This is a genomic window from Telluria sp. RT2P19 (assembly GCF_059685725.1).
The window spans coordinates 99259-112306 of sequence record NZ_JCASIL010000009.1; the positions used below are offsets into that span (position 1 = coordinate 99259).

Sequence of the window (13048 nt, forward strand, 5' to 3'; positions counted from 1 at the left end):
GGCTGGCATCCGGATGCCAGCCGGCCAACAGTATCAAGGACATAGCATGGGTATGAATCGGCGCGAATTCGCGCAACTGCTCGGGATTGCCGCCGCCGGCGGCATGCTGCTCGGCTCGCGGGGCGCCATGGCGGCGCCGTCGCCGGGCGCCCTGTACGACTTGCCGCGCTTCGGCAACGTCCACTTCCTGCATTTCACCGACTGCCACGCGCAGCTGATGCCGGTTTATTTTCGCGAGCCGAGCGTTAACATCGGACTCGGGCCGGCGGCGGGGCGCATGCCGCACCTGGTCGGTGAAGCCCTGCTCAAGGAAAGCGGGCTGGCGCCCCACACGCCGCAGGCACATGCCTTCACGGCACTCGACTTCGAACGGGCCGCTCGCACCTACGGCAAGGTCGGCGGCTTCGCCCACCTGGCCACCCTGGTCAAGAAGATGAAGGCGGAGCGTCCCGGCGCGCTGCTGCTCGATGGCGGCGATACCTGGCAGGGCTCCGGCACGGCGCTCTGGACCAAAGGTCAGGACATGGTCGACGCCGGCCTGCTGCTGGGCGTCGACGTCATGACCGCGCACTGGGAGATGACGCTGGGCGACAAGCGGGTACAGGAAATCGTTGGCAAGGACTTCAAGGGCAAGGTCGATTTCGTGGCCCAGAATGTCAAGACCAACGACTTCGGCGACCCGGTGTTTCCGCCCTACGTGATCAAGGAAATGAACGGTGTGGCGGTGGCCATCATCGGTCAGGCCTTCCCGTACACCCCGATCGCCAACCCGCGCTACCTGGTCCCCGACTGGAGCTTCGGCATCCAGGAAGAGAACATGCAGAAGATGGTGGACGAGGCCCGCGCCAAGGGGGCGAAAGCGGTGGTCGTGCTGTCACACAACGGGATGGACGTCGACCTGAAGATGGCATCGCGCGTGCGCGGCATCGACGCCATCATGGGCGGGCATACGCACGATGGCATTCCGGTGCCGGTCATCGTCAGCAATGGCGGCGGCAAGACCCTGGTGACGAATGCCGGCAGCAACGGCAAGTTCCTGGGCGTGCTCGACTTCGACGTGCGCGGCGGCAAGGTGCAGGCGTTCCAGTACCGTCTGCTGCCGGTGTTTTCCAATTTCCTGCCTGCCGACCGCGAGATGGCGGCCCTGGTGGGGAAGGTCCGCAAGCCCTATGAAGCCCGCCTGAACGAAAAGCTGGCGGTCACCGAAGGCACGCTCTACCGGCGCGGCAACTTCAACGGCACCTTCGATCAGTTGATCATCGATGCGCTGATGGCGGTCAAGGGTGCGGATATGGCGTTCTCCCCTGGCTTCCGCTGGGGCACCACGCTGCTGCCGGACAGCCCGATCCTGATGGAACACCTGATGGACCAGACCGCCACGACGTACTCGCATTCCACGCTCACCGCGATGACGGGCGCAACCATCAAGACCGTGCTGGAGGATGTGGCCGACAACCTGTTCAATCCCGATCCCTACTACCAGCAGGGCGGCGACATGGTGAGGGTGGGCGGCATGAGCTACGCGATCGATCCGACCGCACCGATGGGCTCGCGAATCAGCGACATGCGCCTGGGCGGCAAGCTGCTCGAAGCGGGGAAGACCTACAAGGTGGCCGGCTGGGCGCCGGTGGCGGAAGGGGCTTCCGGCGAGCCGGTGTGGGACGTGGTGGCGCAATGGCTGCGTTCGGAGAAAGTCGTCAAGCCGCGCAAGCTGAACACGCCGCGGCTGCTCGGCGTGCAGGGCAATCCAGGCATCATGGCCTGAGGAGGTGAGGATGGCGATGATAATCCGGAAGGGCAGGGGCCTGGCGGCCGCGCTGGCATTGTTTGCCTGCGCGCATGCCTGGGCGGTCGAGGCGAGTGCGGTGCCCAGGAACAAGCAGACCACAGCGGGACGCTACCTCGATGCACGCGAAGCCTACGCGATGAAGCGCGAGCTGGGCCCGCGCGCCTATTTCGTCGACGTGCGGACCCGCTACGAAGTCGCCTACGTCGGCCTGCCGACCGTGGTGGATGCCAATATTCCCTATGTCGAACACCCGGAGGACGCCCCATGGGACGACAAGGCCGGCCGTTTCAAGCTCGATGTCAACAGCGACTTCGGCCCGGAACTGGCGCGCCGGCTGCAGGCGGCGGGACTCGGCAAGGATGCGCCCGTGCTCGTGATCTGCCGCTCGGGCGACCGCAGCGCGCGCGCGGCCAACCTGCTGAGCCAACTGGGCTACACATCGGTCTACACGGTCGTCGACGGCTTCGAAGGAGACGCCGTGGCATCGGGTGAGAAGCGCGGCCAGCGGATCCTGAATGGCTGGAAGAACGCCGGCCTGCCGTGGTCCTACGACTTGGGCAAGACGCGTGCTTACTTCCCGGCCTACTGAGCGTGCAGGGGTTGTGCTGCGCGCCATTGTGCACACGGCGCTGCTGGCGGCGTGCGTGGCCGGTAGTGGCGCGTCAGCGCAGCACACGGCTTTACCTGCCTCGGGCGATCTGGCCGCGGACGGCCGCGATGCCGCCCAGCGCCGCGTACCGCTCGTGATTCTGTTCTCGCTGCCTGACTGCAGCTACTGCGAAACGGTGCGGCGCAACTACCTTCTGCCTCTGTCCCGGGAAGGTGTGCCGGGCCAGCGCCCGATCATACGCGAAGCCGGCCTGGCGTCGACCGCGCCATTGCGCGGCTTCGATAAGCAGGCCAGCAGCGGCAAGGCATTGGCGTCGCGCTACGGTATCCGGGTGGCGCCCAGCGTGGCCATACTCGACGGCCACGGTAAACTGCTGGTGCCTGTGCTCGAGGGCGGGGACGTCGCCGGCATGTACGGCGCCTATCTCGACGAAGCCTTGGCCGGCGCGCGCCGCGCGCTGGCCGCATCCAATAACAGGAGAACCGAATGAGACTGCGCATCCTCGGCGGCGCGCTGCTGCTGGCGCTGAACGCCGGCTCCGCCGCGGCGCAGGCGCCTGCGCCTGCCACCTACACCGTCACCCTGATGAGTCCCGAACTGGCCCTGCGTATGGCCCAGGCCGCGCTGGCCGCATGCCGCCAGGCCGGCTACCAGGTGGCGGTGGCGGTGGCCGACCGCGGCGGCCAAGTGCAGGTAGTGCTTCGCGACCGCCTGGCGGGAAGCCATACGGTGGACGCAGCGGCCGACAAGGCCTGGACCGCAGCCAGTTTCAAGATGGGCACCACGGCGCTCGCGCTGTCCACCAAGGAGGGCGCCGAGGCCAGCGGGATCCGGCACATCCGCCGCGTGCTGGCCGTCGGTGGCGGCATTCCTGTCGAGGCCAACGGTGCATTGGTGGGGGCGATCGGCGTCTCCGGTGCTCCCGGTGGTGCCGCCGACGACACCTGCGCACGCGCGGGCATCGCAGCGGTGGCCGAGGACCTGAATTTCTGACCCGCTTCTTGATATGCGCCACCGTGCGCAGGAGGACCTGAACATGCAGTCGATTCGTATCGCCGCGGCATTCCTGCACAGGGGGCGGCGCCTCCTGCTGGTGTTGTCCGCCTTGTCCTGGCTGGCGGCTGGCGCCACCGCTGCGCCGCTTCCAGTGCTGCAGCCCATCAAGGTCAGCGCACACGCGTACATGTTCAGGGGGCACTCCGGCATGGCCGACAAGGCCAACGCCGGCTTCATGTCGAACGCCGGCTTCGTGGTCACCAGGGATGGCGTGGTCGTCTTCGACGCGCTCGGCACGCCGGCCTTGGGCGAGGCGATGGTGCTGGCCATTCGCAGCGTGACGAAACAGCCGATCCGCCGCGTCATCGTCAGCCACTACCATGCTGATCATTTCTACGGACTCCAGGCATTCAAGACGGCGGGTGCCGAGATCTGGGCGCACGAGCAGGGCCGCGCCTACCTGGCCTCGGACACGGCCGCACTGCGCCTGGCGCAGCGCAAGGAAGCTCTCAAGCCGTGGGTCGACGGCCGCACGCGCCTGCTGCCGGCGGACCGCTGGCTCTCTTTCCCGGGAGGCAAGCCGATCGCGTTCGAGATGGGCGGACTGCACTTCCAAGTGATCGACACCAGCGGCGCCCATGCGCCGGACGACATCATGTTGGCCGTCGTCGAAGACCGCTTGCTCTTCGCGGGCGACCTGTTCTTCACCGGCCGGCTGCCCTTTGTGGGCGATGCCGACAGCCGCGTGTGGCTGGGCGCACTCGAGCGCATGCTGGCGCTGGCCCCGGCCGTCGTGGTGCCCGGCCATGGCGATGTGTCGCGCGATCCGGGCAAGGACCTTGCTCTGACTCGCTCCTACCTGATCTTCCTGCGCAAGGTGATGGGCGAGGCGGTCGCGGAGCTGGCGACCTTCGACGAAGCCTATGCGAAGGTCGACTGGAGCGCGTACGCAGGCTATCCTGCATTTGCGCAGGCCAACCGCATCAACGCCTACGGCACCTTCCTGCTCATGGAGCGGGAAAGCCTGCAGCAGAAGTAACGCCGCTTACCATCCAAAGGAGACGATATGAAACTGTTCCGTGTAATCGCTGCCATGCTGTTCCTGAGTTTTGCCGTGAGCGCCGGCGCCGCCGGGCGGCCCGAGAAGGTCGTGTACCACATCAGCGACGCGAGCAACGCCATGCAGGCGCTCGGTAATATCCGTAACCACTTGAACGCCAGTCCGAAGGCCAGCATCGTCGTGGTCACCCATGGCGCCGGGATCGACTTCCTGCTCGAGGACGCCAAGGACAAGAACGGCAATCCCTACGACGCGGTGGTCCAGGAACTCGCGAACCGCAAGGTCCAGTTCCGGGTATGCAATAACACCCTCGAGGGGCGCAAGATCGATCGCAAGCGGGTGCTTCCGGAAGCGACCGTGGTGCCGTCCGGTGTTGCGGAAGTGGCGCGACTGCAGTCACTGGAGGGGTACGCCTACATCAAGCCTTGAAGCCCGGCGCCTCCATGGTAGTGGACACTGCCCAGTGCAGGACTGCGTTGCCGGCATATCCGTACTGCCGATAACGCTGCCTTAATCGCGGCCGCTTACGATTGGGCAGCGCTCCAGCGCAGGTCCTCATTGACCGTTGCGCGGGGCAGTCCCACTCAAGGAGCTTCGAATGAAATTGCATAAAGCAGCGACGTTTGCCCTCGCCGGCCTGGTCTTCGGCATGGGAGCGCAGGCGAGCGCCTCGGACCGTACGGGCGAGGTAACCCTGATCCACATGGGCGACCTTCACGGCCACCTGGTGCCACACGCAAGCGTGCGCAGCGACGCGGCGGGCAAGACGGAAGGCGGCGTTGCGCGCATCTACACGCTGGTGGAACAGATCCGCCACGCCAATCCCGAAAAGACCTTACTGGTCAATACAGGCGACACCTTGCATGGCGGAGCCGAAGCACTGTTCACCAAGGGGGAAGCGATGATCGAGGTGCTCAACGCCTTCCGCTTCGACGCCTATGCGCCCGGCAACTGGGATTATGTCTACGGGGCAGACAAATTCCTGTCGTACTTTACCGGTCCAAACCCGAAAGCGCGCTGGAACCCAGTGATCGCGAACCTGTACTACGATAACTATCCCGGTCTGAAAGCAAAGAATGGACAGACCGTAGCTCCTCCTTACCTCATCAAGCAGGTCGGTGGCCTTCGGGTTGGCATCATAGGCTTTACTTCGGACCGCGGCCCGCAGGCGGGTGACCAGAAGGTCACGGCAGGCCTGCGTTTCACCGATGGCAAGGAAGAATATGCGAAGTACGTGCAACAAGTGCGCGCGCAGGATGTCGACCTGCTCGTCGTTATCTCGGAGCTGGGCCTGCACGGCAACCTGACGCTGGCCGATGCCATTCCTGGCGTCGATGTGATCCTTTCGTCGGACAAGCATGAGATCACGCCGAAGCCGGTAGTGTCCCGCAATGGCACCCTGATCGTGGAACAGGGCATGGACGGCCAGGTGGTGGGCGAACTGCAGGTGCGCGTGCACAAGGGCGTGGTCGCCGACAGGCGCTACGTGTCGCACAGGATCACGGAGCAGCTGGCCGAAGACAAGCGTATTGCCGCCATGGTCGCGCAGGTGCGGGCGCCGCTGGTCAGCGGCCCTGCGTTCAAACCGGGCGCCATTGCCAACCCGTTCAGCGGCGCCTTGCTGCGCTACCCGATCGACACCGTGGTCGGACAGACGGAAGTCCCGCTGCACCGCAGTAACTTCAGCAACGAGCGCATGCCGGCGGTGATCGAGGGTTCGTCGCACGACTTCCTGACCGATGCCTTCCGCCGGCAGAGCGGGGCGCAGCTCGGCATGATCACGGGCTTTCGCTATGGCACGGCGGTAGCGCCCGGGCCGATCAAGCTCGAGGATCTGTACCACTTCCTGCCGGTGGGAGCCCAGATCGCACGCGGCGAGCTGACCGGGATCCAGATCAAGAAAGCACTCGAGGGCAATCCCCAGAACACGCAGGCCCGGTCCGGTGAATGGATTAATGGCTGGACCGCGGGAATCAGCGGACTGACGGCGGATTTCAACCCGCAGGCGCCGCAGGGTTCGCGTGTGAGCAATATGCGCATCAATGGCAAGCCGATGCGCATGGACGCGACCTATACCGTGGCCGGACTTTGGTACAAGGAGATTCCGGCCCTCGTCAACAGGTTGCCGGCCCAAGGGGTCGTGGTGGTAAAGGACGAGAAGGGAGCACCGCTGGACGGCACCGACGTCGTGAAGACGTACCTCGACTCTTTGCCGGGGAAGAGCCTGACGAAAGGCGGGCTGGAGCTGGACCGCATCCGCTTGGTCAAGCCGCTTCCGGCCGCGCACCACGGTATCGTCGAGGTACAGCCGCTCGGCGCCGTCGCCCGGTAAGCACCAGAGGGCGGCAGGGAAAATCTGGCGGCACGACCATTTCCCGCTCGCGCCCGTTAACGTGCAGCTAATCCTGGGTGGCGACACTAGGTCAAGGGCCCATGGAGGTAACGACGAAGCACTGCCCGGCCATCATGCAGATCAGTGATCTGCACGGCTATATGGAGCCCGATCTGGGACTCATGCGCATCGGCGACGGCGAACGATTCCACACGCACGGAGGCCCTGCGCATCGCAACATGTGCGCTGCTCGGCAGCGCATTGTGCGACAGTAAGGACGGCAATCACAGCCGTCCCGCAGGCATGACTGACTCAACGAAAGGAGCGGAACATGTTTTTTCAACGGGTTAAAACGCAGGGATTAGGCCACAACGCCTATGTGCTCGGATGCGGCAACGGGCTTGCAGTGGTCGTCGATCCGCGGCGGGACGTGGCAGAGTATCTGCAACTGGCACGCGACAATGACTTGAGCATTGCCTATTGCATCGAAACGCATCGCCAGGAGGATTTCGAGTTCGGGTCCGCAAGCCTGGCCGAAATCACCGGCGCCAAGATTCTGGCGGGCAAACATCCCTTGTTCGGCCGCGTCGATGTGCAGGTAGCGGATGGCGAGGAATTCACGGTGGGAACGACGCGTTTCGTCGCGCTGGCCACCCCGGGACATACGCCCGAGAGCATGTCCTATGCGGTTTATCCCAATGACGCCGGCGACCAGTGCTGGGGCGTGTTCACCGGAGACGCCCTGTTCGTGGGCGATACTGGGAGGACTGATCTGTCGGACCCGGAAAAGACCGCAGAAAATGCGGGCCTGCTCTACGATTCGGTGCACCAGAAACTGGCGCCGCTCGGCGACCAGGCGATCCTGCTGCCGGCGCACGGGGCGGGGTCCGCATGCGGGGGCAACATCTCCGAGCGCGACGAGTCGACACTCGGCATCGAACGTGCGACCAATCCCGTATTCACGAAAAGCCGCGCGGAATTCATGGCGCAGAAGGCCGGTGAGCATCTGCCGCGGCCCCCGTATTTCTCGCACATGGAAGTGGTCAACCTGGAGGCAGGACGGCCCGTGCCCTCATCCCCCGACGATCGCGTGCTGTTGCCAAAGGCATTCCAGGAGCGCACCAGGGACGGGGTAGTGATCGATACCCGATCGCCTGATGCCTTCGCAGGTGCACACATTCCGGGCTCGTACAACGTATGGCTGGAGGGGCTGTCCACCTTTGGCGGCTGGCTCGCAGACGAACAAACACCCATCTTCCTGATCGTGGAACATCCCTTCAAGGCGCCTGTGGCAATCGCACAGCTTGCACGCATCGGCATCGACCGCGTCGAGGGAGTGCTTGTGAACGGGGTCGAGGCATGGCGCGAAGCGGGCCTGCCCATCGAAGCATTGGGCACGACGAGCGCCAGCGAGGCTGCGCGCTGGAACGAGGAAGGGGACCTGACTATCCTGGACGTGCGCGACGACATGGAGTGGAAGGAGAAACACATACCGGGCGCGCACCATAGCTTCGTGGGCCATCTCGAAGAAAACCTTCCCGCGATTCCCAAGGATCGCCGGATCGTCGCCCACTGCAGCGTGGGGCATCGCTCCGGGCTTGCGGTCAGTATCCTTCGGCGTAACGGGTATACGAACGTCTTTAACATGCTTGGCGGTATAACGGCATGGGACAAGCTCGGACTGCCATTAAACAGGAATCAGGTCGAATAACGCGCGAAGGAGACGGACATGAACACGGCTGGCGGCGCATGGAATCCGTATGTGGTCGGCGCCCTTATCGGCGTCCTCTCGATGGCGACATTTTACTTTTCCAGCAAACCGCTGGGCGTGTCGACTGCTTTCGCACGCATGGCCGGCCTGCTGGGCTACCTGGTCTCCAGGGAACACACCGACTCCCTGGCGTTTTATCAGGATAAGACTCCCAAAATCGAGTGGGAAGTCATGCTCGCATTCGGCATTGTCATCGGGGCATTCTTCGCCGCCTTGTCGGGTGGAGAATTCCATGCCAGCGTGATCCCCCCGCTGTGGGAGGCGCATTTCGGAAACTCTGTACCGCTGCGTCTGTCTGTCGCTTTCGTTGGCGGAGTGATCATGGCGTTCGGGGCGCGGCTTGCAGGCGGGTGCACAAGTGGCCACGGAATCAGCGGCGCACTGCAACTGTCGGTCGGGTCGTGGATTGCGCTGGCATGCTTCTTCGCAGGCGGTTCCCTGATAGCGCAGGTGATGTATGGATAACACATCCGCAAAGGCCGGCGTTCACCACGCCAAGCCACCAGGAAGCACGGATGGCGGGGCCGGGAAAAGCGACGCGCCAAGGCAGCTCGCATTGGGCCTTTTCTTTGGGATTATCTTCGGTTTCCTGTTGCAGAAAGGCGGCGTTGCCAAGTATGAGGTTCTGCTGGGGGCGCTTCTGCTGACCGATTTCACGGTCATGAAAATCATGCTGGCGGCTATTCTTGTCGGGATGATCGGCATTTTCGCCATGCACGCTCTCGGACTCGTCAAGCTGCAGCTCAAACCCACGAAGTATGCGGCCAATGTGCTTGGCGGCCTGGTCTTCGGAGCAGGGTTTGCCTTGATCGGATATTGCCCAGGAACAGGCGCCGCAGCCTTGGGACAAGGGAATCTGGATGCCGTCGCCGGGATCGCCGGACTCCTGGCGGGCAGCTATCTCTACGCCGAATTGTCCAGAAGCCTCAGCTCGAACGTGCTGGCCTGGGGTGACCGCGGCTGCATCCAGCTGCCCGATCTGATTGGAGTGCGCACCACGCCCTTCCTGATCGTGTTCGTGCCCTTGCTGGGCGTGGCATTGTGGCTGCTGTACCTGTATTTTCCGTAGCAAATTCAGCTGGCCTTGAACACCAGGGCGGCAACGCGCCGCAGCCTTGGGTAGACCACGGGAACGGTGAGCATGGTGCTGCCGACGGCCATCAGGAGCAGGGCCGTGAAGGTTTCGCTGGTGATGATGTCCTTGTCCAGAAGGATATTGACGAAGATGATCATGATCAGCGCCTTGGTCTGCAACAGCCAGCCGATGATGGACGCCTCGCCCTCACCCCACCTGAGGATTTTACCGGCGATGTGGGTGCCGGCCAGCTTGCCGCTCACCGAGGCGAGCAGTAGTACCGCGGCGACGAGGAACACCGCCGGCCCACCCATCGCCCAGTTGGTGCGCAAGCCGGTAGAAAGGAAGAACACCGGCATGATGACCAGCAGTACGTGGTGACGCATCAAATCCATCTTCTTCTGGTCGAACCAGTCCGAGTCCATTACCGCACCGGCAAGGAAGGCGCCAACCATGTAGTGCAGTCCGGCCCAGTCGGCTGCGAAGGAACAGGCCGTCAGCCAGATCAGGATGACGTACCAGCGGTCGCGTTCTTGTAACTTGACCATCAGTTTACGGAACAACACGGTGGCCACGGCGAACAAAGCGAGGAACCCGAGCTGGCGTCCGACGCGATCCCAATCGAGCAGGATCAGGGCCAGCACGCCCCAGATCGCAATGTCATCCAGACTTGCATAACGCAGGATGCGTTGCCCGATCGGCTGACGCAGGATTTCCAATTTCTCCATGAGCAGAATCAGGATCGGTAAGGCCGTGACGGCGCACGCCATGCCGACTCCCAGCACGAATTGCCAGCTCTCGGCCTTCGGACCGATCCAGCCGGCGTAGCCCAGCATGCCGAGCGCGGCGACGCAGCCGAACACCAGCGGCGTACCCAGCGCGAGCGATGCGGTGATCATGCTCTCTCGGCGGTGCGCCCAGGCCGCTTTGAGGTCGAGTTCGATGCCAGCGATCATCACGAAGATCATCACGGCCCACCAAGCAATGCCGTTGAGCGACCGGATTACCTCGGGATTGAACACGAAGCCATAGTATTCCGGATAAACCCTGCCCAGAATGCCTGGTCCGAGCAGGATGCCGGTAATGATCTGCACCACCACCAGCGGGGCGTAATAGTCCGTGTCGCCCAAGCGCCAGATCAGGTAGGGAATGCTGAAAATGATCGCCATGGCGATCAGGAAAATCTCGGTCGTGCCCATTGCTGCGTGCATATCGTCTCTGCGTGATCTTGTATCTCGAATACGTGAGCGGCGAGTATCGCCCGACTGTTCAAATGCTTGCAAGAACAATTGCACTGGTGGGCGAGCGCAATGCCGTACAGCTACGGCCAAAGCGGGTCGAGGGGCCCGTGCGTCCGGGCCGGCGTCACGTCTGCTGCTGCCGTACGCGCACTGCATGGCGTTCGTCATGCCTGCCTGCAACAAATTTAGCGGGCCGGACCCTGCTCGACAAGGACTGTTTCGCCTTACAATGCATGGATGCGTATCCTCATCGTAGAAGACAATCCGGATATCCTGGCAAATTTGTACGGCTTCCTGGAACCAAAGGGATATACGGTCGATTCCGCCCGCAATGGCTACGGCGGGCTTGCCCTGGCTTCCGAAAGCCTGTATGACGTGATCATCCTGGACGTGATGCTTCCCGGCTTGAATGGCCTGGAACTGTGCCGGAAACTGCGCTCCGAGCTCCGTGCACCGACACCGGTCCTGATGCTGACGGCGCGCGACAGCCTGCCCGACAAGGTTGCCGGCTTCGACAGCGGCGCGGACGACTACCTGGTCAAGCCTTATTCCCTGGTGGAGCTCGAGGTCCGGCTGAGAGCCCTGGTGCGTCGTTCCGGCGGATCGGTTCTGGTGGGGCGCGCGCTGCGCTTTGGCGGACTGGTCTTCGATCCCGATGTGCTCGATGCTTCCCGCGACGGCAAGAAAGTCGTGCTTACCAGGACAGGCTATGTCTTGCTGCGCTGCCTGATGAGTGCCGCTCCGCGGATCGTCCCGCGCGATGACCTCGAGCAGGCTGTCTGGGGCGATGACCGACCTGACAGTGATGCTTTGCGTACGCACATCCACGCGCTTCGCCAGGCGCTCGACAAACCTTTTGCCCTCCCCATGGTCCATACTGTTCCCGGCGTTGGCTACCGGCTTGTTCTTCCCGATGCGCCAGGCTGATTCCTTGAGCCGGCCGATCGTCGCCGCCTTCCTCCTATTTGGCATCGTCCTGTCCGTATTCTTTGCGGTGCTGGCTGCATTGGCTGTCGAAGGAATCGAGGTCTACCTGGTCGACAACCGGCTGGCCGAAGTCGAGAAATGGGGGCGTCCACGAGAAGCTGCGGGGCTGGCGGCGGACCTGCCGGCTGGCTTGCGTTTCCACCGTGGCGAACAGATCCCGTTATCGCTGCGCGGGCTGCCAGCCGGCGTGTCGGACGCAATCGTGGATGGCATCGGCCTGCATGTGCTGTCGGGTGCGGACGCGCGTGGCCCCTATGTCGTCGTCGATCATGAAAGCGACTACGAGAAGGTCGAGCTGCTGGTGTATTCGGTATTTGCGGGGTTTTTTGCAGGTTTTGTGCTGCTGGCGGTCTTCCTTGGCCGTTTTGTCGGGCGCAGGATCGTTGCGCCGGTTCGCGCGCTCGTCGAAGCGGTCGAGCGCGGTGCGTCGACCTTGCCGCTCACCGAACGCCGGGACGAGCTTGGCGTACTTGCGCGGGCGCTGGCCGCACATACGACCGAGTTGCGGGAGGTTCTCGACCGGGAACGCTTCTTTACCGGCGACGTCAGTCATGAGTTGCGCACGCCGCTCACCGTGATCATGGGGGCGGCCGAGATCCTGCTGGAAGCAAGCCAGGACACGGCAATCCAGGCACCGGCACAGCGCATCTATCGCGCGGCACAAGAGGCCACGGAATGCGTCGGTGTCATGCTCATGCTGGCCCGTGCACCGGAAGTCGGCTTGCTCGCACCAGTGTCCGTGAGCGAGATTGCGCGACGCGAGGTTGAACGTTACCAGCCCATGCTGGCACACAAGCCTGTCAAGCTGCTGTGTGTGGGTAGTGCTGAGATCAGCGTGCGCGCGCCTTCTGAATTATGCAAGTCTGCAATAGCGAACCTGATACGCAATGCATGCCAGTACACGGAGCAGGGTTCGGTAACGGTCGTGCTCGAGCCCGGGCGCGTGATCGTGGAAGATACCGGACCGGGATTGCCGGATGCGGTGCGACAAACCTTGAGGCAGGGCGCCACTGCCATTCCCTCCAGTGGCTCGGCCGGGACAGGCCTTGGCTTGTCGCTGGTGAGACGTATTTGCGGATACCTGGGTGCATCGCTCGACTACGCGAACCGTCCGGACGGCGGCAGCCGCTTCTCGATCATCTTTCCTCCCGGTTTCACGCAAACCTAACGCGACCTTGACGATGCCC

The 13048-nt window shown here is 63.5% G+C and carries 13 protein-coding genes; 12 read left to right on the top strand and 1 reads right to left on the bottom strand.

Going from position 1 to position 13048, the window contains the following annotated elements; genetic code table 11:
- The first annotated feature begins 52 nt into the window (after positions 1-52).
- The 10 genes from soxB (at position 53) to AC56KW_RS13190 (ending at position 9627) form a co-directional block, all read left to right on the top strand.
- Positions 53-1765, top strand: coding sequence for a thiosulfohydrolase SoxB (soxB, locus tag AC56KW_RS13145; protein ID WP_497171218.1), 1713 nt, complete (start codon positions 53-55; stop codon positions 1763-1765).
- A 10-nt stretch (positions 1766-1775) separates the two neighbouring features.
- Positions 1776-2378, top strand: a complete 603-nt coding sequence (locus AC56KW_RS13150) for a rhodanese-like domain-containing protein (RefSeq protein ID WP_497171174.1) — start codon at positions 1776-1778, stop codon at positions 2376-2378.
- 13 nt (positions 2379-2391) lie between these two features.
- Positions 2392-2889, top strand: coding sequence for a thioredoxin fold domain-containing protein (locus tag AC56KW_RS13155; protein WP_497171175.1), 498 nt, complete (start codon positions 2392-2394; stop codon positions 2887-2889).
- Positions 2886-3392 carry a GlcG/HbpS family heme-binding protein gene (locus AC56KW_RS13160; RefSeq protein ID WP_497171176.1) on the top strand — a complete coding sequence of 169 codons (507 nt, stop codon included), beginning with the start codon at positions 2886-2888 and terminating at the stop codon, positions 3390-3392. Before AC56KW_RS13155 ends, AC56KW_RS13160 begins: the two co-directional genes overlap by 4 nt.
- A 43-nt stretch (positions 3393-3435) precedes the next feature.
- Positions 3436-4434, top strand: coding sequence for an MBL fold metallo-hydrolase (locus AC56KW_RS13165; protein WP_497171177.1), 999 nt, complete (start codon positions 3436-3438; stop codon positions 4432-4434).
- A 27-nt stretch (positions 4435-4461) separates the two neighbouring features.
- Positions 4462-4884 carry a DsrE family protein gene (locus tag AC56KW_RS13170; protein WP_497171178.1) on the top strand — a complete coding sequence of 141 codons (423 nt, stop codon included), beginning with the start codon at positions 4462-4464 and terminating at the stop codon, positions 4882-4884.
- 175 nt (positions 4885-5059) lie between these two features.
- Positions 5060-6787, top strand: coding sequence for a bifunctional metallophosphatase/5'-nucleotidase (locus AC56KW_RS13175; protein WP_497171179.1), 1728 nt, complete (start codon positions 5060-5062; stop codon positions 6785-6787).
- 331 nt (positions 6788-7118) lie between these two features.
- The gene (locus AC56KW_RS13180) at positions 7119-8498 is read left to right on the top strand and encodes an MBL fold metallo-hydrolase (protein WP_497171180.1); all 1380 of its coding nucleotides are present in this window, start codon (positions 7119-7121) and stop codon (positions 8496-8498) included.
- 18 nt (positions 8499-8516) lie between these two features.
- Positions 8517-9023, top strand: coding sequence for a YeeE/YedE thiosulfate transporter family protein (locus AC56KW_RS13185; RefSeq protein ID WP_497171181.1), 507 nt, complete (start codon positions 8517-8519; stop codon positions 9021-9023).
- The gene (locus AC56KW_RS13190; RefSeq protein WP_497171182.1) at positions 9016-9627 is read left to right on the top strand and encodes a YeeE/YedE thiosulfate transporter family protein; all 612 of its coding nucleotides are present in this window, start codon (positions 9016-9018) and stop codon (positions 9625-9627) included. Before AC56KW_RS13185 ends, AC56KW_RS13190 begins: the two co-directional genes overlap by 8 nt.
- A gap of 5 nt (positions 9628-9632) precedes the next feature.
- Here the strand turns inward: AC56KW_RS13190 and AC56KW_RS13195 are convergent, their stop codons facing one another.
- Positions 9633-10832, bottom strand: coding sequence for a cation:proton antiporter (locus tag AC56KW_RS13195; RefSeq protein WP_497171183.1), 1200 nt, complete (start codon positions 10830-10832; stop codon positions 9633-9635).
- Positions 10833-11111: 279 nt separating this feature from the next.
- Here AC56KW_RS13195 and AC56KW_RS13200 point away from each other — a divergent pair, with 279 nt between their 5' ends.
- Complete coding sequence (locus tag AC56KW_RS13200; protein ID WP_273161511.1) at positions 11112-11801, top strand: response regulator transcription factor; 690 nt, start codon at positions 11112-11114, stop codon at positions 11799-11801.
- Positions 11776-13029, top strand: a complete 1254-nt coding sequence (locus AC56KW_RS13205) for a sensor histidine kinase (protein ID WP_497171184.1) — start codon at positions 11776-11778, stop codon at positions 13027-13029. Before AC56KW_RS13200 ends, AC56KW_RS13205 begins: the two co-directional genes overlap by 26 nt.
- Positions 13030-13048: the final 19 nt, after the last annotated feature.